At 68.1% G+C, this 19716-nt stretch carries 17 protein-coding genes and 2 pseudogenes; 9 read left to right on the top strand and 10 right to left on the bottom strand.

Annotated features, from left to right (window positions below):
• Positions 1–3: 3 nt before the first annotated feature.
• Positions 4–495, bottom strand: a complete 492-nt coding sequence (locus G6N34_RS23710; RefSeq protein WP_085151967.1) for a nuclear transport factor 2 family protein — start codon at positions 493–495, stop codon at positions 4–6.
• A gap of 251 nt (positions 496–746) precedes the next feature.
• On the opposite strand from G6N34_RS23710, the gene G6N34_RS23705 reads away from it, so the two are divergent.
• Together G6N34_RS23705 and G6N34_RS23700 are read left to right on the top strand one after the other, a co-directional pair.
• The gene (locus G6N34_RS23705; RefSeq protein ID WP_163645488.1) at positions 747–1388 is read left to right on the top strand and encodes a TetR/AcrR family transcriptional regulator; all 642 of its coding nucleotides are present in this window, start codon (positions 747–749) and stop codon (positions 1386–1388) included.
• Positions 1385–2659, top strand: a complete 1275-nt coding sequence (locus G6N34_RS23700) for an MFS transporter (RefSeq protein WP_234812889.1) — start codon at positions 1385–1387, stop codon at positions 2657–2659. The genes G6N34_RS23705 and G6N34_RS23700 overlap by 4 nt, the downstream gene beginning before the upstream one ends.
• Positions 2660–2679: 20 nt before the next feature.
• On the opposite strand, the gene G6N34_RS23695 is transcribed toward G6N34_RS23700, so the two are convergent.
• The 4 genes and pseudogenes from G6N34_RS23695 to G6N34_RS23680 all read right to left on the bottom strand — a co-directional run.
• On the bottom strand, positions 2680–3078 hold the full coding sequence (locus tag G6N34_RS23695) for a tautomerase family protein (protein ID WP_085151965.1): 399 nt from the start codon (positions 3076–3078) through the stop codon (positions 2680–2682).
• Between the two features lie 65 nt (positions 3079–3143).
• On the bottom strand, positions 3144–4757 hold the full coding sequence (mdlC, locus tag G6N34_RS23690) for a benzoylformate decarboxylase (protein WP_085151964.1): 1614 nt from the start codon (positions 4755–4757) through the stop codon (positions 3144–3146).
• Positions 4758–4906: 149 nt separating this feature from the next.
• Entirely contained in the window at positions 4907–5932 is a 1026-nt protein-coding gene (locus G6N34_RS23685; RefSeq protein WP_085152199.1) for an NAD(P)H-dependent flavin oxidoreductase, read from the bottom strand.
• A gap of 52 nt (positions 5933–5984) precedes the next feature.
• Positions 5985–6845, bottom strand: a pseudogene (locus tag G6N34_RS23680) (mycofactocin-coupled SDR family oxidoreductase); the annotation flags it as partial.
• 22 nt (positions 6846–6867) lie between these two features.
• Here G6N34_RS23680 and G6N34_RS23675 point away from each other — a divergent pair.
• The 3 genes from G6N34_RS23675 (at position 6868) to G6N34_RS23665 (ending at position 9407) form a co-directional block, all read left to right on the top strand.
• The gene (locus G6N34_RS23675) at positions 6868–7584 is read left to right on the top strand and encodes an NUDIX hydrolase (protein ID WP_085151962.1); all 717 of its coding nucleotides are present in this window, start codon (positions 6868–6870) and stop codon (positions 7582–7584) included.
• 247 nt (positions 7585–7831) lie between these two features.
• Positions 7832–8431 carry a hypothetical protein gene (locus tag G6N34_RS23670; RefSeq protein ID WP_234812888.1) on the top strand — a complete coding sequence of 200 codons (600 nt, stop codon included), beginning with the start codon at positions 7832–7834 and terminating at the stop codon, positions 8429–8431.
• Positions 8432–8582: 151 nt separating this feature from the next.
• Positions 8583–9407, top strand: a complete 825-nt coding sequence (locus G6N34_RS23665) for a cutinase family protein (protein WP_308213176.1) — start codon at positions 8583–8585, stop codon at positions 9405–9407.
• A 12-nt stretch (positions 9408–9419) separates the two neighbouring features.
• Here G6N34_RS23665 and G6N34_RS28560 read toward each other — a convergent pair whose 3' ends face one another.
• Positions 9420–9959 (bottom strand): Rv2253/PknI dimerization domain-containing protein, encoded by a 540-nt coding sequence (locus G6N34_RS28560; protein WP_456320152.1) that lies wholly within the window; start codon positions 9957–9959, stop codon positions 9420–9422.
• Positions 9960–10039: 80 nt separating this feature from the next.
• On the opposite strand from G6N34_RS28560, the pseudogene G6N34_RS23650 reads away from it, so the two are divergent.
• Positions 10040–10273: pseudogene (locus tag G6N34_RS23650) on the top strand (cytochrome P450); the annotation flags it as partial.
• 10 nt (positions 10274–10283) lie between these two features.
• On the opposite strand, the gene G6N34_RS23645 reads toward G6N34_RS23650, so the two are convergent.
• From G6N34_RS23645 to G6N34_RS23635, 3 genes are read right to left on the bottom strand one after another with little or no spacing between them, the layout of a single operon-like run.
• Positions 10284–11222, bottom strand: coding sequence for a DUF808 domain-containing protein (locus tag G6N34_RS23645; protein ID WP_085151958.1), 939 nt, complete (start codon positions 11220–11222; stop codon positions 10284–10286).
• A 24-nt stretch (positions 11223–11246) separates the two neighbouring features.
• On the bottom strand, positions 11247–11819 hold the full coding sequence (locus G6N34_RS23640; RefSeq protein WP_085151957.1) for a copper resistance CopC family protein: 573 nt from the start codon (positions 11817–11819) through the stop codon (positions 11247–11249).
• A gap of 23 nt (positions 11820–11842) precedes the next feature.
• Positions 11843–12856, bottom strand: coding sequence for a CobW family GTP-binding protein (locus G6N34_RS23635; RefSeq protein WP_085151956.1), 1014 nt, complete (start codon positions 12854–12856; stop codon positions 11843–11845).
• Positions 12857–13031: 175 nt separating this feature from the next.
• Here G6N34_RS23635 and G6N34_RS23630 point away from each other — a divergent pair, with 175 nt between their 5' ends.
• Positions 13032–13928, top strand: a complete 897-nt coding sequence (locus G6N34_RS23630; RefSeq protein WP_085151955.1) for a mycobacterial-type methylenetetrahydrofolate reductase — start codon at positions 13032–13034, stop codon at positions 13926–13928.
• The gene (gene hrpA, locus G6N34_RS23625; RefSeq protein ID WP_234812887.1) at positions 13929–17867 is read left to right on the top strand and encodes an ATP-dependent RNA helicase HrpA; all 3939 of its coding nucleotides are present in this window, start codon (positions 13929–13931) and stop codon (positions 17865–17867) included.
• Positions 17868–17878: 11 nt separating this feature from the next.
• Here the strand turns inward: hrpA and G6N34_RS23620 are convergent, their stop codons facing one another.
• Positions 17879–18679: an acyl-CoA thioesterase gene (locus G6N34_RS23620; protein WP_085151954.1), complete on the bottom strand. Its 801-nt coding sequence runs from the start codon at positions 18677–18679 to the stop codon at positions 17879–17881.
• Between the two features lie 99 nt (positions 18680–18778).
• Between G6N34_RS23620 and G6N34_RS28155 the strand changes: the two genes are divergently transcribed.
• The gene (locus G6N34_RS28155; RefSeq protein WP_085151953.1) at positions 18779–19678 is read left to right on the top strand and encodes a DUF1295 domain-containing protein; all 900 of its coding nucleotides are present in this window, start codon (positions 18779–18781) and stop codon (positions 19676–19678) included.
• Positions 19679–19716: the final 38 nt, after the last annotated feature.

Genomic DNA, 19716 nt, shown 5'->3' with positions numbered 1-19716 from the left:
GCATCACTTCGTGATTCGGCGGGCCGACTGCATCAGGGCTCGGCGGATCCGCGGTGACATGTACACCGCGAACAGGCCATTGAACACGTCCTCACGCAGCCGGGTCAGTGTCGAGGTCTTGATCTGCCACGTGTCGCCGGACTTCTCGTAGGTCTCGGTGTAGTGGCCGTACCCGCGCAGATTCACGCCGGGCCCGAAACGCACCACGTCCTCGAGCGCCCACACGCCGCGCGCGGTGGTCGCCGAGGTCAGCTCGATCTCGGGCGCGTGCACCTGGTGGACCGTGGGCTGCGCTCGCAGGCTCCGCCGGGTGAACGCGACGAACTCGTCGGCACCGTGGATCACCTTGCCGCCGGCCTTCGAGGTGTCGCTGACGAAGTCATCGGTGAACAGCGCTCGCCAGGACTGCCACTCCTTGGTGTCGAGCAGGCGGCAGTACCGGGCCTTGAGCGATTTGATCGCTTCGATCTCGAGCAGTGTCGTGACGTCGTCCATCGGATCCTCTCCCGGTGCGCAGGTCTTCAGTATCAGCGGAGGCGCCCGCAGCGTTCCGGCATGTGCGCGCTCATTCCCGGCCAGCAGTGCATGCGGCCGAGGCCGGGTGCGGTTGACGTCGGAATCTGGCCAAGGTGCCCTCGCGAGGTTCGACTGAACCTGACACAGTGTCAGGTTCACTCGACGTGATGTCAACGGTGGTCAGGGACGCGGTATCCTCCGCCAAACCGGCCGACACACCAGGAGCAGCGATGTCCGAAACCGAGATCGGGCGCCCGTCAGGCGACCGGCGCGCACCCGGTCGCGGCGAACTGCAGCGCGCACGTTTGGTGGGCGCCGTTCAGGAACTGCTGTGCGACCACTCGCTCGCCGAACTGTCGGTCCTGCAGATCACCAGGCACGCCGGCGTCACCAGGTCGGCCTTCTACTTCTACTTCGAATCCAAGTACGCGCTGCTGGCGGCGGCCATGGATCAGGTGTGGGCGCGTTTCGCGGCAGCGCGACCCCTGCTCGACGGGCTCGACCTCACCAGCGCACCGAGCGACCTGACCCGTCAGATCACGCGCGACGCGGTCGAGATCTGGCACCAGCACCACGGTCTGCTGGCCGCAGTCGTGGAGGCTCGGAGCTCCGACGCCCAGATCGCACGGCAGTGGAGCGACCTGACCACGCAGACCACGGGACAGATCTGCCAGGTCCTGAACCTGCTCCAGTCCGCGGGGAAGGTCAAGCCCGCCAGTGAAGACCTGCCCGGCCTGGTCTCGGCACTGATGGGAATGACGGTGTGGACGCTGCTTGAGCGCGGAGCGACGGCGGACGCCAGCCAGCGTGAGGAGGTCGTCGACGTGATCAGCGCGGTGTGGCTGGCCGCGGTGTGGGGAGTGCGCTGGTGACGTATCTCGGTGAACTGCGGACACATTGGCGTCCACTCGCGGCGGCCACCGCGGGCCTGAGCGTCGGGCTGAGTCTGAGTGCGTACACCAACGCCGCGATGGGTCCGCAGCTCCTGGCCGCCTTCGGCTGGGACCGCGCTGATTTCGCACTCACCGGAACCATCGCCCTGCTGACGTTCGTGTTCCTTCCGTTGTGTGGCCGGCTGACCGACCTCTTCGGCGTCCGTCGGATCGCGATCGTCGGCGTCGTCGGCCTGCCCCTGTGCTGGATCGGCTACGCACTGATGTCGGGGTCTCTCTGGCAGTACTTCGCGATCACCGCGGCCACCGTCTCTCTGGGGGTGACCACCACCCCTGCTATTTACAGCCGCATTGTCGCGGCCTGCTTCTCCCAAGCCCGAGGACTGGCACTGGCCGTGGCCATCTCCGGCCCACCGCTGCTAGGGGCCATCGGAGTCCCCGTGGTCGACGCCATCAACCGCGCTTACGGATGGCGCGCGGGATGCGTCGCCATTGCGGTGACGATCGCCGCCATCGGTGCGCTGGCGATGGCGCTCATCCCGGCCACTGATGCCAACGCCAGATCCGGTGCGCGGGAGCGCCGAGCGGCCACCGACTACCGGGCGATCGCCGGAAGCGGGGTGTTCTGGATCCTGATGACCGGTGTGCTGCTGTGCAACCTGTACCACAGCGTGACGACCAGCCAGTTGGGGATCATGCTCCGGGATTCGATGCCCGACGGACAGACGGTGGCGGTTCTGGTCTCGACCTTCGCCGTCGCGGTGATCGCCGGTCGGTTCATCTGTGGGGTGGCGCTGGACCGCCTGCCTCCGCATCTGGTTGCGGCGGTCGCGATGGCGTTGCCCGGGCTCGGTTGCGTGTTGTTGGCGTCCTCGCTGGACGGGTTCCCGGCGCTGGTGTTGGCGGTGTGCTGTCTGGGGGCGGCGTGGGGGGCCGAGGGTGACGTCATCGCCTACCTGGTGGCGCGCCGTTTCGACATGTCCGTTTACAGCACGGTGTTGAGCATCCTGTCTGCCGCGATCGGCGTCTCGTCGGCGCTCGGCGCGTTGGTGTTGAGTCGGATGCTGCACGCGACGGACAGTTTCGACGGATTCCTGGTGCTGTCGGGCATCGCGGCGTTCCTCGGCGGGGCGGCGCTGCTGCTGTTGGGTCGGCAGCCGGCTGCTGTTGCCGGACGGCTCATACGATCAGAGGCGCCGGGCCGAACGCCCGACGCCCCTGATCCTGGTGTGCCAGAACCGCGTCCGTGAGCGGGGTCATTCGCCCGTCATCAACCTCCCGCCGCGAGCCAGGTGTGCTCCTGGCCCGGTTCGGGCAGTACCCGGCCCGCTTCGATGGCGTGGTGCGCGGGGCTGTTCTGGATCACCACGAGGACCTTCTCGACTGGAACTCCGGTGACTTGTGTTGCCGCGTCGGCGATTTCACGCACCAACTGTGACGTCTCCTCATCCGGGTGGCCGGTGCGGACCCAGCCGTTGATGATCAGCGGTTGGCCGGGTTGGCCGCCGGAGAAGACGTCGGTCGGCGGAAGCTCGTTGAACACCACGTTGACGTAGTTGCCGGGCACGTGGTTGACGGCGGAGTGGATCGTGGTGATCTCGCGGGCCAGATCGGACTTGGCCTCGTTGGACAGGGTTCCCTGTGCGAGGGTGCAGGTGTAGACAGGCATGGTCTCTCTCCTTGGGACAGGGCCATCGGCGGAGCTCACGTCGAGCCCCGCCGATGAACATCGGGTCAGCCGAGGTGCGGCAGTTGCGGGATGGTGGGCACCACCAGAACGGTGGGTCCGTCGGCGGCCAGTGCGGCCTTGAACTCGTCGGCCAGCATGTCGCTGCTCTCGACGTTCACTGTGCGGCAACCGAATCCGGTGGCCAGTGACGCGATGTCGAGGCCGGGCAGCTGCAGGCCCGGGACGCCCGGGGTCTTCTCCAGTTCTGCGAACGACTTGAGGATCGCGTACTCGCCGTTGCGCAGCACCACGAAGACGATCGGGAGTTTGTGCTGTGCCGCGGTCCAGATCGCCTGGATCGAGTACTGGAACGAGCCGTCGCCGATCGTGGCCACGATGTGGCGGTCGACGCCTCGGGCCCGATCGCCCAGGGCGAGTCCCACCGCGGCGGGGACACCCCAGCCGATCCCGCCGCTGCCGGTGGCGAAGAAGCTCCCCGGGTGGGTCGTGGGCAGCCAGTTGAAGAGGTCGAGCATCGTCGACGTCGACTCCATCACCAGTGCGGCGTCATCGGGCTTGACGGTGCTCAGCGCCTCGTAGACCGCGTTCGAGGTCATGGGCGCCGTCGCGGGCAGATCGGAGTGCCGCTGCCGCACCAGCGGCGCGGGTGCCTCGCGGTCGGCCGGCGCCTCGACCAGATCGGTCAGTGCCACCAACGCCATCCCGACATCGCCGAGCAGGCTGTCGCCCACCGGCGCGACGGCCGTCAGGTGGCTGTCGGAGGTGATCTGCAGCAGGTCGGTGCCCTCCGGGAGGTACTCGCCCGCGACATACGGGTAGTAGCGGAACACCTGCGCGCCGATCGCCACGACGAGATCGTGGCCGTGCACGGTCTGTTCGACCTCGGCGATGGTCATCGGAAGCGGGCCGGCGTAGAGCGGATGGTCCTCCGGGAACGAGATCCGGTCACCGAGTGCGCTGCCGTAGACGGGTTCCCGGAGTTTCTCGGCGAACGCGATTCCCGCGTCCCACGCGCCGGTGCGGTCCACCTCGGGGCCGAGCAGCAGCAGGGGACGCTCGGCGGCATTGATCCGCTCGGCGAACTGGGCAAGCCGTGCGGCGTCGGGGGCCACGCGGTCACTCACGCTGCGCACGGTCGCCGGACCGGGGGCGGGCTTGTCCCAGTCGTCCAACGGGATGGACAGGAACACCGGGCCCATCGGGGGCTGCGTGGCGATCGCGTAGGCCTGCATGAACGCCGCCGGGACGTCTTCGGCACGGGCCGGTTCATAGGACCACTTCACCCACGGCTTGGGCAGGGTCGTCGCGTCGGGATTGTTGAGGTATGGGTCGATCAGCGACATCTCACGCGTCTGCTGTCCCGCGGTGACGATCAACGGAGTGTTCGCGCGGTAGGCGGCCACCAGGCTGCCCATCGCGTTGCCGGTGCCCGCCGCGGTGTGCAGGTTCACCAACGCGGGCTTGCCGGTTGCCTGCGAGAATCCGTCGGCCATCGCGAGTGCCGAGGCCTCCTGGAGGGCCAACACGTAGGTGAAGTCTTCGGGAAAGTCCTGCAGGAAGGTCTGCTCGGTCGAACCCGGGTTGCCGAAAAAGGTTGTCACTCCCAGTGTTCGGAGCAGATCGTAGGTCACTTCGTGAACGGTCTTCTGATCGGCCATCGGTCTCACCTGTCTTGTCGAAGGAATTGAATTCGACTGCCGAGTCGTTGTGTTCGACAGCTGTGAAAACCATCCCTTGACGTGACCGCCGGGACATCGACGCTGGCGGGCAAGACTGCAGGTGGCTGGCCGCCACCGTGCGGGTACCGCTACCCGGTAGGCGGGTGCTCCCCGGCGAGTTCGGCGAGCACCTCCGCGGTGGGGGCTCGGCGGGCCTCCCGGTACCCGACCCCAGCCCACAGATGCACCAGATCGGCCTCACCCGCCGCCGCGGCGGCCTTGCGCAGCGGGCTGGTCAGGTGGTGGATCGCCGGATATCCCAGCGGTGCCGACGGTTCGAAGGTGTCGATGAACGAGTTGCGCAGCCCTCGTGCGGGCCGACCCGTGAACGCGCGGGTGAGCACCGTCGTCGTCCGGGCCGGATCGGTCAGGGCCTGCTGATGTGTGGCGGAGGCGCCGCTCTCGTCGGCGAGCAGAAGTGCGGTGCCCACCGCGACCGCGTCGGCACCCGCGTCGAGTGCCGCGACGACCTGGTCAGGGCCAGCGATCCCGCCGGCCGCGATGACGGGCAGCCGGATCGCATCGGTGATCTGTCGGACGAGGTCGGTGAGCGCAACGGGCGGCGGCATCCGATCCGGTGTGAACGTGCCGGAATGACCTCCGGCGGTGCTGGCCTGCACGGCGAGCATGTCGACTCCGGCCGCGGCGGCCATCTCGGCTTCAACCAGGGAGGTGACGGTCTGGACGACCGCTGTCCCCGCGCGACGCAGATCCCCGATGACCTGGCTGGTGGGCAGGCCGAACGTGAAACTGACGATCGGGACGGGATCGCGGCGCAGCAGGTCGATCTTGGCGTCGAAGGCATCGTCGTCATTGATCGGGTCGGCGGGCAGCGCAACCCCCAACCTGTCGGCATCCGGTTGCAGTGCCGCACGGTATCGGCGGTATTCCTCGAGGTCGACCGGGACGGGATTGGGAGCGAAGACGTTGACCCCGAACGGAACTGAGGCGGCACGAACAACCGAGATCTGGTCCGCCAGCGCCTCAGCCGTCCGGTAACCGGCGGGAACGAACCCGATGCTGCCCGCGCGTGCGGCCGCGATCACCATTTCCGGTGTGGACGCCCCGCCCGCCATCGGGGCGGCGATCACCGGGATGCGCAGGTTGAGGTTCATGCCGCTGTCGAGCGTACCCACGTCAGCCGCACCGCGCGGGTGTCTGGCTAGGTCATCGGCCCGGGCCGTTGGGCCACTTGAGCAGCGATCCGGCATCGACCCGGATCTGCTGGCCCGTGATGTACCGGCTCTCGTCGCTGGCCAGGAAGACACCCAGGTTGGCCGAGTCCTCGGGTTCGATGTAGGGGATCGGCATGGCCTGGAAGATGGTGAACAGCGGTTCGGCGTCCTCGCGGGTGGCCTGCTTGCCCTCGGCGGTGAGATCGGGTCGGAACACGCTGTACATGCCGTCGTTCTGCAGCAGGCTGGTGTTGCAGTTGGTCGGGTGGATGGCGTTGACCCGGATCATCCGCGGCGCCAGATGCAGGCACATCTCCTCGACGTACTCCATGACGATGCGCTTGCTCCAGCCGTAACCCGGACCTCCAGGACCCATGTTGGGGTTGTCCGTGGTGCCCCGAATCATGCCCGCGGTCGATCCCGTCACGATGATGGACGCGCCGGCGGGCAGGTGGGGGACCGTCACGGCGAAGGTGTTCATCACGCCCACCAGGTCGACGTCGCTGGCGTCGACGAACTGCATCGGGTCGGGTTTACCCATGGCCATCGGCAGGATTCCGGCGTTTGCGACCACGATGTCGATCTTGCCGAGGTCGGCGAGGCCGGCCTCGACGGCTTCCCGCAGTTCGTGGCGTTCCCGGACGTCGGCCACCCGCGCGACGACGCGGCGGCCCAGTTCCTTCACCGCGCGTTCGGTTTCGGCGAGATCATCCGGTGTGGCAAGGGGATACGGGTTGGACTCGATCTGCCTGCAGATATCGACGGCGATGATGTCGGCACCTTCTCTGGCCATCGCGACCGCGTGGGCGCGGCCCTGACCGCGGGCCACGCCGGTGATGAATGCGACCTTGCCCCCTGCTGCCTATGGTCGGGAGGTGACGATCACCTACACCGAGGGGCTTCGGGAGCAGATCAAGACCCATCTGGCGCGGCATGAGCGGCGCGTGGTCTCCGACCCCAGCAAGCGGCACGCGGCGGTGGCCGTGGTGCTGGTCGACTCCGAGGTCGGGGAGGACCGCGTTGATCCGGCCCCAGTCGAGGACTGGGTCGCCGGGCGGATGCCAGACTCCAACCTCGACGGCCGCATGATCGACGTGTCGGGCGGTGCAGCATTTCTTCTGTGCCGCAGAACGTCTCGACTCACTTCGCATCCCGCGCAATGGGCGCTGCCGGGTGGCCGACTGGACCCGGGGGAGTCAGTGGTGGATGCCGCACTGCGCGAGTTGGACGAGGAGGTCGGCGTTCGGTTGGCCGATTCGGCCGTTCTGGGGATGCTCGACGACTATCCGACTCGGTCTGGGTATGTCATCACGCCGGTCGTGGTCTGGGGCGGTGGGCGCCTGGATCTGCAGCCGTCCCCCGACGAGGTCGTGGCGGTCTATCGGGTGGGGCTGCATCAACTGCAGCGCGAAGACTCTCCGCGGTTCATCGAGATCCCGGAGAGCCCGCGCCCCGTGGTGCAGATCCCCTTGGGCAATGATCTGATCCACGCTCCGACTGGTGCGGTCCTGCTGCAGCTGAGGTGGTTGGGGCTGGAGGGGCGTACCGATCCGGTGGACCACTTGGAACAACCGGTCTTCGCCTGGCGCTGACAGCACGGTTTCTCGCCTGGTCTCAATTTTTCTTTTCGCGGCGGATTGCCTGCTCACCAAGTGTTTCGCGCGTCCGATCGCGCTCGATTCCCCTCCGGCTGATAACGCCGAGGGGGCCGGGATCCGACATACACATCGGGGGGTCAAGGTGTTGCATTGCCGTCCAGTACAGAGACGGTGCGACCGTCCGACATGACGGCGGTCGAGCAATTTCCTAAACCAAGACGCCGCGCGTCACCAAACAAGGGTGAGCGTCGCGGTGCTACAAGGCGAAGGAGAGACCATGAATCTCAAGAAAATCGCAGTGACCACCACAATGGCGGGCGCGCTGGGATTCGGTGCGGTGGGTTTGGGAACAGGCCTCGCACACGCCGATCCCGTTGCGCCGCCCCCGCCGCCGATTCCCGGTGTGAATGTGCCGGGTGTGAAGGTTCCTGATGTGAACCTGCCGGGTGTGAACGTTCCCGACGTGAACCTGCCGGGTGTGAACGTTCCTGATGTGAATGTGCCGGGTGTGAACGTTCCCGACGTGAACCTGCCGGGCGTGAACGTTCCTGATGTCAACGTTCCCGACGTGAATCTTCCGGACGTCAATGTCCCTGCCGTGAACCTGCCCGATGTGGACGTGCCCGTCGTGAGGTTCCCGGGACTGGGTGACCTCTTCCGATTGCCGGTCGACGCACACATCCCGCCCGGGCAGTTGAAGAATGCACCGTTCATCAACGGCGTTGCCAACCCCTTCTTCGGAATCCCGCCCGGGCAGCTGAAGAAGATGCCCACGGTGAACGGCTTCGTCAACCCGTTCTTCGATGAGGCCCCGGGTCACTGGGTCATTCCGGAGGCCTGACCTGTGGCGATGGCCGTCCCGCCACTCAAGCGGGGCGGCCATCCCTCCGCCTGAGGTGTAACGAGCGCCCGCCACCGCCGCGATTCACCTCCTGAGGCGGCTGCCGGGTCAAGGGCGGCCGGCGGGAAGGACACCTGTGGAGGGAACTGTGGTGGCGAGGCGATTCAGGGCGGCTGCGTTGGCTGCGGCCGTCGCTGTGGGCGTGTGGACCTGCGGCACCGCGACGGCAGCCCCCACCGACCCCTCGTGTGCCGACTTCCACTGGATCGGCGCGGCGGGTTCCGGCCAGCGTGACGGTGCGAAGCTGGCCGTCAACGACGGTATGGGAGATGTGGTCTACCAGACCTATCAGCAGGTGCGGATGACCGTGGTGGCAAGCGGCCGAACCATCACGGCCGAGGCGGTGCGGTATCCCGCGGCTCCGGTGCCGTTGGAAGGCGGAATCGGCGGCTGGCTGGATTTCCTGGGCAGCGTCGATGAGGGCACGGATGCCACCGCGGAACAGTTCGAGGCCTTCACTGAGCGCTGCCCTGACACGTTGGTGGTGCTCGCGGGGTATTCGCAGGGCGCCATGATCGTCCACCGCAACCTGTACGACATCGCCGACCACCCGCAGCTTGCGGCGGCCCTGCTGATCGCCGACGGTGACCGCCTGCCCGGCGACACGACCATCAAGATGGGGTCGACGGCTTACTCGCCAGGACTGGGCAAGGGCGTGGCGCAGGAACACTCCTTCCTGGCCTCCACCAACACTTCGCCCCTACCGCCCGCGGTGGGTGCGCGCACCATCAGCGTGTGCGATGTGGGCGACCCAGTGTGCGACTACGACCCCGACAGCGACGAAGTGTCGCCCGCCAGCGTCGAGGTCCACACCGCCTATGCACCGGCGGCCAGCGGCGCACACGCGTGGGGAGCCCCACTGCTCAGCCTGTTGGCGCGGGCCGAGGCGCAGACACCCGCGCGGCCTGTCGCCTGACCTTCCCGAGCCTCACCCAATCCTGGTGAGCGTGAACGGAATCCGGATCTCAAGATTCCGGTTGACCCCGCATGCGCCACTGGGGCCCAGTGTCGTGTTCCAACCGGAGAGCCGGTCCAGCCCGTCGGAGGCGTCCCCGCGCCTGGCCCAGAAGGTGAAGGTCTGCTGGCCGTCGGCGAAGGTGCCGTCCGGACACGGTATCCACTGTGGCACAGTGCGCTTCGCGCTCCACTTCAAGCTGCGGAGAATCAGGTCGGCCGTCCAGCACTGATCGCTGGTGATCGTGCCGGTGCAGTCCTGGAAGGTCGTGCACTCACGGTTTCGGCCCAGCGAAGACGAGGTCCTCTCAGGACTTGGGTGCCCCGGCGGAGTTGAGATCGTTCTGTTCGAAGACGGTGCCGTCGGGGCCGGCGACGCGCCCGGTGGTGGGGTCGTACATCGCGACTCCGGCCTCGGGGACTGGGTTCGGTGGGAGCGCCGACGCCGCGGCCGGGTCGGGCGGTGCCGCGGGCGGCCGCGGAGTGCCTTCGATGGGACCGAAGATGCGTTCATGTCCCGGCACCTGCCGGTCTGGTGGACTGCCCTGAGCGATCAGATTCGGGTCGAACGGGTACGGTCCCGTCGCGTGCTGACGGGTGAACGTGCGCGAACACATCGCGTTCATCCGCGGGGCGCACTCATGCCCCGGCGCGCCGCTGGCCCGCACTGAGGGCCGGATCTCACTGAACCGAATCCTGGACCGGATGAAGGACATCCGGGTGTCGGACACCCATCACGGGAAACCGGGTTCGCGCAGTTACACCTATGAGCCGACGTTCATCATGCGTGGACTCAACGAGCTGCACATCGAGTTCAACGCCCTGTAGCCGGCGCTCGTCAGTGCGACGCCTTCTTCTTGCCAAACGGCAGGAAGTGCATGATCAGCGCCACCAGGGCGCCGACCACCAGACCGATGACCGCGGACGACGCGGTGTTGACCAGCCAGGCCAGCACACCGCCGACGCCTGCCACATGGTCGACATAACCCTCGAGGTGATGCACGACGCTGTACGGCGGGTGCCAGCCGAGGGTGTCGGTGCCGACGAGAAGGATGTGGCCGCCCACCCACAGCATCGCGACTGTGCCGATGATGGACAGCGCGTTGAGCAGCTTGGGCATGCCGGCCACCAGGCCACGGCCGATCTTCTGCGCGAAGGTCGACGCGCGTCCGGCCAGGTGCAGGCCGATGTCGTCCATCTTGACGATCCCTGCCACGACGCCGTACACCGCGGCGGTGATGACCAGCGCGACGACGATCAGGATGATCAGGCGAGGGAGGAACGGCTGGTCGGCCACCTCGTTGAGCGCGATGACCATGATCTCGGCGGACAGGATGAAGTCCGTGCGGATCGCGCCGGTCACCATGAACTTCTCGGCGTCGCCGCCGACCGCCGCGGCCGGCGCGCTGTGGGCGTCGTGCCCCCGGATCCAGCCCCACACCTTCTCGGCGCCCTCGAAGCACAGGTAGGTGGCACCGAGCATCAGGATGGGGGTCAGAAGCCACGGCACGAACTGACTGAGCAGCAGCGCCGCGGGCAGGATGAAGATCAGCTTGTTGCGCAGCGACCCGATCGCGATCTTCTTGATGATCGGCAACTCGCGTTCCGCGGCGATTCCGTGCACGTACTGCGGCGTCACCGCGGTGTCGTCGATGACCACACCGGCGGCCTTGGCGGTCGCCTTGCCTGCGGCGGCGCCGATGTCGTCGACCGACGCCGCGGCCAGGCGCGCGAGCGCAGCCACATCATCGAGCAGCCCGAACAGCCCAGCGCTCACCGCGTCACCACCATGCGCGCCACGCTACCTGTCGTCGTCGGTGTCGGCTCCGGCTCCGCGGCGCCCTCGAAGCCAGACCGCGGCCACTATCAGCACCACCAGAACCGCCGCACCCGCGACGAATGGCCAGGGCGTCACGCCACCCGAGGCGTCGTCTGACGTGCTCGGGGCCGTCGTCTCCGGCGCTGGCGTGGAAGCAGACGTGGTCGTCGGTGTTGGCGCGCTGAGCTGGAAGTCGTACTTCCCCGACACGGGATGGCCGTCGGCGGACACCACGCGGTAGGCGACCGTGTAGGTGCCGTTGCCGTCCAGGGCGTCGAGGGTGGCCCGGACCTCGCGACCGGCGACCGCCGGGTCACCCACGACGTGGTTGCGGCCCTGCGGCCCGGTCACGACCACGGTCGAGAACTGCTGCTGCACAGGTTCGTTGAACGTCAGCGTGACGACCCGAGGAGCGGCGGCCAGGCGCGCGTCGGCGGCCGGATCGCTGCTGCTGAGCGCGGCATGCGCGCCAGCCGGGGCGGCGGAGAGCATCAGCGCCACGATCACGCTCAGGAGAACTGCTGCCACGGCGCGCAGATGGGCGACGGTGTTCATGCCGACAAGTCTGTCAGGCCACCTCAGATGCTCAGGCGACGGTGACGCTGCAGGCGCCGGATCCCCGCCGCAGGCGCGGGCCCGTCCAGTGGGCGCACGGCCTCCTCCATCCGGGCGCGGACATCGTCGATGTCCAGATCGGTGCCGATCGCCACCAGGCTGTTGTGCGTCGCCTCGGTCTGCGCCTCCGCGATGTGCACCGTCAGGCCCACGACATTGACCACGTAGCTGCGCACGCGCTCGCGGTACCGCACGGCGACGGTGCCCTTGATTCGGTACACGCCCGCCGGCGGGCTCTCCAGCACGTCGAAGAGGACGTCGGGATCGACGCAACCGGTGCTGGTCACGGTCACCGACGCGGCGTGCACATGGTCGTGGTCCCCGGCGTCGGCGAGCAGTTCGCGGAACGTCAACTGCTCGCCCGGGGCCGGGTCCTGTGCGGCGACGTCGAACAGCATGTTCGGGTCGATCCGAGCCCCGACGGCGGCGACGACGTGCGCGTCGGGATTGCGCTCGCGGACCCGGGCCTCGATGCGGGCCAAGGCGTCGGCGCGGGCGTCCTCGGGGACCTGATCCATCTTGTTGACCACCACCAGCGACGCCGCGCTGTAGCGGGCCGGCGGTGTCGCGTCGCGATCGACCGTGTCGAAGTGGGCCGCGGCGTCGATGACGTCCACCACCCCGCCGTGCCGGATGTTGTCGACACCGCTGAAGCGGATGAGCCGGGACACCGCGATGGGCTCCGCCAGTCCACTGGCCTCCACGATGATCGCGTCCAGACGCAGCCGCGGATTGGCGAGCTTGGCCAACGCCTCGTCGAGACCACCCTCGTCGGGCAGGCAGCAGATGCAACCACCCGCGATCGACGCGGGCTCGTCGATCTGCCCGGTGACCAGCGACGCGTCGACGTTCAGGTCGCCGAAGTCGTTGATCACGACACCGATGCGGGCGTCGGGCGTGCGTAGGACGTGGTTGAGCAGGGTGGTCTTGCCGGCCCCGAGGTGGCCCGTCAGTGCAATCACGGGTATCGCGGTCATGATGAAGACAGCTTCGCAGATCGGTCCAGCCGGTCCGGCCCGTGCGGTCCTCGCAGGAAACCCCCGGCCGCCTATCGCTAAGGTGTCTGCATTGAAGCCGTTCGCCGGCCGCATGGGGGAGCAGGGCCGAGTGGCGAAGGGTCGAACGGGGACGGCCAGCGTAGAGGAGCAGTTTGTGACGTTGAGTACCGTCGCGCTCGAACTCGTGCCGCCGAATGTCGAGCACGGGCATGAGCGGGCGATCGAGGACGCGCAGAAGGTCCTGGAGTGCTCGGCCTCGGCGGGCCTGGAGGGCCGGGTTCGGCACGTGATGATCCCGGGCATGATCGAAGAGGACGACGGTCGCCCGGTCGAGATGAAGCCCAAGATGGACGTCCTGGACTTCTGGCAGATCATCAAGCCGCTACTGCCGGGCGTCAAAGGCCTGTGCACGCAGGTCACCGCGTTCCTCGACGAGGCCACGCTGCGGCAGCGCCTGGTGGAACTGCGCGAGTCCGGTATGGAGGGCATCTCCTTCGTCGGCGTGCCGCGGACGATGGCCGACGGCGAGGGATCCGGCGTCGCGCCCACCGATGCGCTGTCCCTCTATGACGACGTGGTCCCCAACCGGGGTGCGATCCTGATCCCGACCCGCGAGGGCGAACAGGGCCGATTCGGCTTCAAATGCGACCGCGGCGCCACCTACGGCATGACGCAGTTGCTGTATTCCGACACCATTGTCGACTTCCTGACGACGTTCGCGGCGCAGAACGAGCACCGTCCGGAGATCCTGTTGTCCTTCGGGTTCGTGCCTGCTGTTGAGAGCAGGATCGGCCTGATCAACTGGCTGATCCAGGACCCGGGCAACGCGGCGGTCGCCGCCGAGCAGGACTTCGTCAAACGACTGGCCGCAGCCGAACCAGCGCCTCGCCGGAAGATGATGACGGACCTGTACAAACGCGTCGTCGACGGCGTCGGGGAACTCGGCTTCCCGCTGAGCATCCACTTCGAGGCCACATACGGCGTCAACAAGGCCGCATTCGACACGTTCGCAGACATGCTGGCGCACTGGTCGCCGCCTACCCTCGACTGAGTGTCCGAGCCGTCATCACCCTCGCCGTCCTCGGCGCGTGGCGAGATACGTCAACTCCGGGCCCGCCTCGACGATCTGACCTTCCGCGACGCGGCGCGTCTCGCGCGCCGGTTCAAGGGGCTGCGCGAGGCCACTCCCGACCAGGTCGCGCGGTTGACCGCGCAGGTCGAGTCCGCCGAGCGCCTGATCGCCACGCGCAGGGCCGCCGTGCCGGTGGTGACCTACCCGGATCTGCCGGTCAGCGCTCATCGCGACCAGTTGGCCGCGGCGCTGAACGACCATCAGGTCGTGGTCGTCGCGGGCGAGACCGGGTCGGGCAAGACCACCCAGTTGCCGAAGCTGTGCCTGGACCTCGGGCGCGGAGTCCGCGGGACCATCGGGCACACCCAGCCTCGCCGGCTGGCCGCGCGCACCGTGGCGCAGCGGATCGCCGACGAGTTGGGCACGCCATTGGGCGATGTCGTCGGGTACTCGGTCCGGTTCACCGACGAGGTCAGCGATCGCACCCTGGTCAAGCTGATGACCGACGGTCGACTGCTCGCCGAGATCCAGCGCGACCGGCGCCTGCTGCGCTACGACACGCTGATCCTCGACGAGGCCCACGAGCGCAGCCTCAACATCGACTTCCTGCTCGGCTACCTGCGCCAGCTTCTGCCACGCCGCCCCGACCTCAAGGTGATCGTCACGTCGGCGACCATCGAACCCGAGCGGTTCGCGGCGCATTTCGGCGACGCTCCGATCGTCGAGGTGTCCGGGCGCACCTATCCCGTCGAGATCCGGTACCGGCCTCTGGAGGTCGCGGTGCCGAGTTCGACCGACGACGACCCCGACGATCCCGACCACGAGATCGTCCGCACCGAACTGCGCGATCAGACCGAAGCCGTCATCGACGCTGTCGAGGAACTGCAGGCCGAACCGCCCGGTGACATCCTGGTCTTCCTCTCCGGGGAGCGGGAGATCCGGGACACCGCCGATGCGCTGAAGGGGCTGCACAACACAGAGGTGCTGCCGCTGTACGCGCGCCTGTCGACCGCGGAGCAGCAGAAGGTGTTCGCGCCGCACACCGGGCGGCGGGTCGTGCTGGCCACCAACGTCGCCGAGACGTCGCTGACGGTGCCGGGCATCCGCTACGTCGTCGATCCGGGCACGGCCCGGATCTCGCGCTACAGCCGTCGCACCAAGGTGCAGCGACTGCCGATCGAACCCGTGTCGCAGGCGTCGGCGGCGCAGCGGGCCGGGCGGTCCGGTCGCACGGCGCCTGGTGTGTGCATCCGGTTGTACTCGGAGCAGGACTTCGAATCCCGCCCCCGCTACACCGATCCCGAGATTCTGCGGACCAACCTCGCGGCGGTCATCCTGCAGATGTCGGCGCTGGGTCTCGGTGAGATCGAGAGCTTTCCGTTCCTCGACCCGCCCGACCGGCGCAGTATCCGGGATGGCGTCCAGCTGCTGCAGGAACTCGGGGCCTTCGACGGCCGCGGGGAGATCACCTCGGTGGGCCGGCGACTCGCGCAGCTTCCCGTCGACCCCCGACTGGGCCGGATGATCCTGGCGGCCGACGAACAGGGCTGTGTCCGCGAGGTTCTGGTGCTCGCGGCGGCATTGTCGATTCCCGACCCGCGGGAGCGGCCTGCCGACCAGGAGGAGGCGGCCCGGCAGAAGCATGCCCGGTTCGCCGACGAGCACTCGGACTTCATGTCGTTCCTCAACCTGTGGAACTACATCGTGGAGCAGCGTAAGTCGCTGTCGAGCAGCGCGTTTCGACGTACGTGCCGACAGGAGTTCCTGCACTACCTGCGAATCCGCGAATGGCAGGACCTGGTGGGGCAGCTGCGCAGCATCGCCGCGGGCTTGGGCATCGCGACCGGGTCACCTGAGGATGAACCCGCCGATCCCAACCGGATCCACGCGGCGCTGACGGCGGGCCTGCTGTCGCACATCGGCCTGCGGGAGGGGGAGACCCGGGAGTACCAGGGGGCACGCAACTCCCGCTTCGTGCTGGCCCCAGGTTCGGTGCTGACCAAGCGCCCGCCACGCTGGCTGGTGGTCGCCGATCTGGTCGAGACCAGCCGGGTCTACGGGCGCATCGCCGCGCGCATCGAACCCGAGGCCGTCGAGAAGATCGCCGGAGATCTGGTGCAGCGCACCTACAGTGAGCCGCACTGGGACGCCAGGCGCGGCAGTGCGACGGCCTTCGAACGTGTCACGCTGTACGGCCTGCCGCTGGTGGTGAAGCGCCGAGTCGGTTACGCGGACATCGATCCGGTGGTTTCGCGCGAGTTGTTCATCCGCCACGCACTGGTGGACGGCGACTGGCAGACCAAGCACCACTTCTTCCGGGACAACGCCAAGCTGCGGGAAGACCTCGCGGAGGTCGAGGAACGCGCCAGGCGGCGCGACCTCGTGGTCACCGACGACGACATCTACGCGCTGTACGACGCCCGGATCCCCGCGGAGGTGGTGTCGGCCCGGCACTTCGACGGTTGGTGGCGCAAGCAGCGGCAACGCACCCCCGACCTGCTGACGTTCACCCGTGAGGAACTCCTGCGGACGGCCGACGGCGGTGACCACCCCGACACGTGGCACGCCGACGACGTCGCACTGCCGCTGACCTATCGGTTCGAACCCGGCGCCGAGGACGACGGGGTCACGGTGCACGTGCCGGTCGAGGTGTTGGCGCGCCTCGGTGGTGACGCCTTCGCTTGGCAGGTCCCCGCGCTGCGTGAAGAGCTCATCACCGCGCTGATCCGCTCGCTGCCGAAGGATCTGCGCCGCAACTTCGTTCCCGCACCCGACACCGCCAGAGCCGTTCTTCCGCACCTGAATCCGGGGTCGGAGCCGCTGTTGGACGCCCTGCAGCGGGTGCTGAGGCAGAGGACGGGGGTGCTGGTGCCGATCTCGGCATTCGACCTCGACAAACTGCCGCCGCACCTGCGGGTGACCTTCGCCGTCGAGTCGGGCGACGGCGAGGAGGTCGCGAGAGGTAAGAACCTCGAAGTCCTTCGGGAGAAACTCGCGGGCACCACGCAGCGCGCCGTTGAACGGGCCGTCGACGAAGCGATCGAAGGTGGTGTGGCGCGGTCGGGTCTGCGCGGGTGGCCCGCCGACCTTCCGACACTGCCTCGGACCGTGGAGAGCACGAGTTCGGGGCAGCCGGTGCGCGGTTACCCGGCGCTGGTCGATGCCGGTTCCGTCGTGGACATCAGGGTCTTCCCGACGCCGGTCGAGCAGACCGCGGCGATGGCCGCGGGCACGCGCCGACTGCTGCGGCTCAATGTCTCCTCACCGGTCAAAGCCATTGAGCGGCAGTTGGACACCCGCCGAAAGCTGACATTGGGCAGCAATCCGGACGGTTCGCTGCAGGCACTGCTCGAGGACTGCGCCGACGCCGCCATCGACACCCTGGTGACCGCACCCGCGTGGAGTGAATCGGAGTTCGCCCAACTGCGGGAGAAGGTCGCCGGTGCACTGGTGCGGGTGACCGGCGACGTGCTTACCCGGGTGGAACGCGTGCTCACGGCGTGGCACGACGTGCAGGTGGCGCTGCCCACGACACCGTCGCCGGCGCAGGCCGAAGCGATCGCCGATATCCGGGAGCAGTTGGACAACCTGGTGCCTGCGGGCTTCGTGGCCGCCACCGGTGCGGCGCGCCTCGGTGATCTGACCCGCTATCTGCTCGCCATCGGGCGGCGACTGGAGAGGCTCCCGCACGGCTTGGGCGCCGATCGCGAGCGAATGGCGCGCGTGCACGCCGTGCAGGACGCGTACGACGATCTGCGCCAAGCACTCTCACCGTCGCGAGCCGACGCGCAGGACGTCCGCGACATCGCGCGGCAGATCGAGGAACTGCGCGTCAGCCTGTGGGCCCAGCAGTTGGGCACGCCGCGACCCGTGAGCGAGCAGCGGATCCTGCGCGCGATCGACGCCGTTGTTCGTTAGGGCGGCCCCCGCTAGCCCTTGAAGTAGACGAGTTGGTGCGTGCTGGCCAGCAGTTGGCCCGCGCGACTCCACAACTGGCCGCTCTGGTCGAAATACCCGGCCGAGAAGCGGTTGGCGCGCGCCGTCCCGAGCACGTAGTCGTCGCCGACGGTGGCCAACTCGTCGACGCTCGCGTGGAAGTACGTCGTCATCGAGATGGTGCCGGACGGCACGAACTGGCCGCGGCGCAGGAACGTCCTGGGATAGAAGATGTCGCTCACCGCGGCCAGGGCGGCATGGTCGAGGGCCCGTCCGCGTCCGTCGCGCACCCACAGCGTGGTGGTCGATGTTGGACTCGGGCCGTCGTCGGGACCGGGGATCGCGCCTTCCACGAACCGCATCTCGTAGTTGCGCACCCACACCACGAACTCACCGAAACCGGTGGCCGGGATGTCCTCCGGGGACGCAGCGGTCGGAGGTGTGGCCTCGGTGTCGGTCCAGGTGTCGCGATGCACACCGAACACGGCCGTCGCGGTGGTCTTGGCCTCGCCGTCCTGTGCCAGTTCCAGCGTCCAGTGCTGGTTGGTGCGGTTGGTGCGCACCGGACGGGCCGTGATGTCGAACTCGCCATCGACGAGCGGGGCCAGGTAGTTGATCGTCAACGACAGTGGCGCACCCTGCCGTTCGGGATGCTGTTCTGCCGCCCGCAGAAGTGTCGCGGCGGTGACTCCGCCGAACGGGCCGACCATGTTGGCCCATTCCGGCTGGGTGCGGCCCCGCGCCAGACCGTCGGCGACCTGCTCCAGCGCAATCGCGCTGTCGAAAGGGTGCATAGACCAAACGGTACATCCACGCACGGCGTCGCGCCTCACCGGACCCGGATCACGTCAACTCAACCCGCAACCGCCCGCCATTGGCCACGATGGACCGCGATGAGCGAAACCGGCACCACACGCAGCAGGGCACGGTCGCTGACGATCGTCACGCTGGCCTACATCGTGGCCGTGGCCGTCGCGGCCCTCTGGCTCTGGCAGGGGCCCGGCACGGGCCTGCTGTGGCTCGACACCCTCATCGCCGACGTGCTGGCCACGCTGGTGGTCTTCGCGTTCAGTCGGCGCTGGCACAACTCGAGCTTCTACGACGCCTACTGGAGCGTGATCCCGCCACTGCTGCTCTTCTACTGGTGGTGGCGGGGCGATGCCGGGGTGGACCAGGTGCACTGCTGGTTGGTCGCGGTCGTGGTGGTGCTGTGGGCGGTGCGGCTGACGGGGAACTGGGTCTACGGCTTTCCGGGGCTGCATCACGAGGACTGGCGCTACGCGATGTTCCGCGAGCGTGGCGGCCGCTGGGAGTTCGTCGTCGACCTCGTGGCGATCCACCTGATTCCGACCGTCCAGGTCTTCCTCGGGATGCTGCCGGTGTACGTCGCGGTGACGCGTCCGGGCCCGGGGGTGACCTGGTTGATGTGGGTCGCGTTCGTCGTCGGTGTGGCCGCGGTGCTCCTCGAACTCGTGGCCGACGTCCAGATGCACAGGTTTGTCGCGCAGAGACGGCCCGGCGAGGTGATGGACCGCGGCCTGTGGAGTTGGTCGCGGCACCCGAACTACTTCGGCGAGTGCGCCTTCTGGTTCTCGCTGGCACTGTTCGGCGTCGCGGCCGCGCCCGCACAGTGGTGGTGGCTGTTCGTTGGGGTTGTCGCGATGGTGGCGATGTTCCTCGGGGCCAGCATCCCGATGATGGAGCAGCGCAGCCTGGCCCGGCGGCCGGACTACGCCGACGTCATCGCCGAGGTGTCGCGGTTCGTGCCCCGCCCGCCGCGGCCCACGCCGTGACCCGCATCGTCGTCGCGGGTCTGGGGGACAGCGGCATC

Origin of the sequence: Mycolicibacterium confluentis (genome assembly GCF_010729895.1) — a bacterium.
In the GTDB taxonomy this organism is placed as follows: Bacteria; Actinomycetota; Actinomycetes; order Mycobacteriales; family Mycobacteriaceae; genus Mycobacterium; species Mycobacterium confluentis.
Note: the sequence above shows the minus strand (reverse complement) of the source record. Positions and strands in the feature narration are given on the sequence as shown.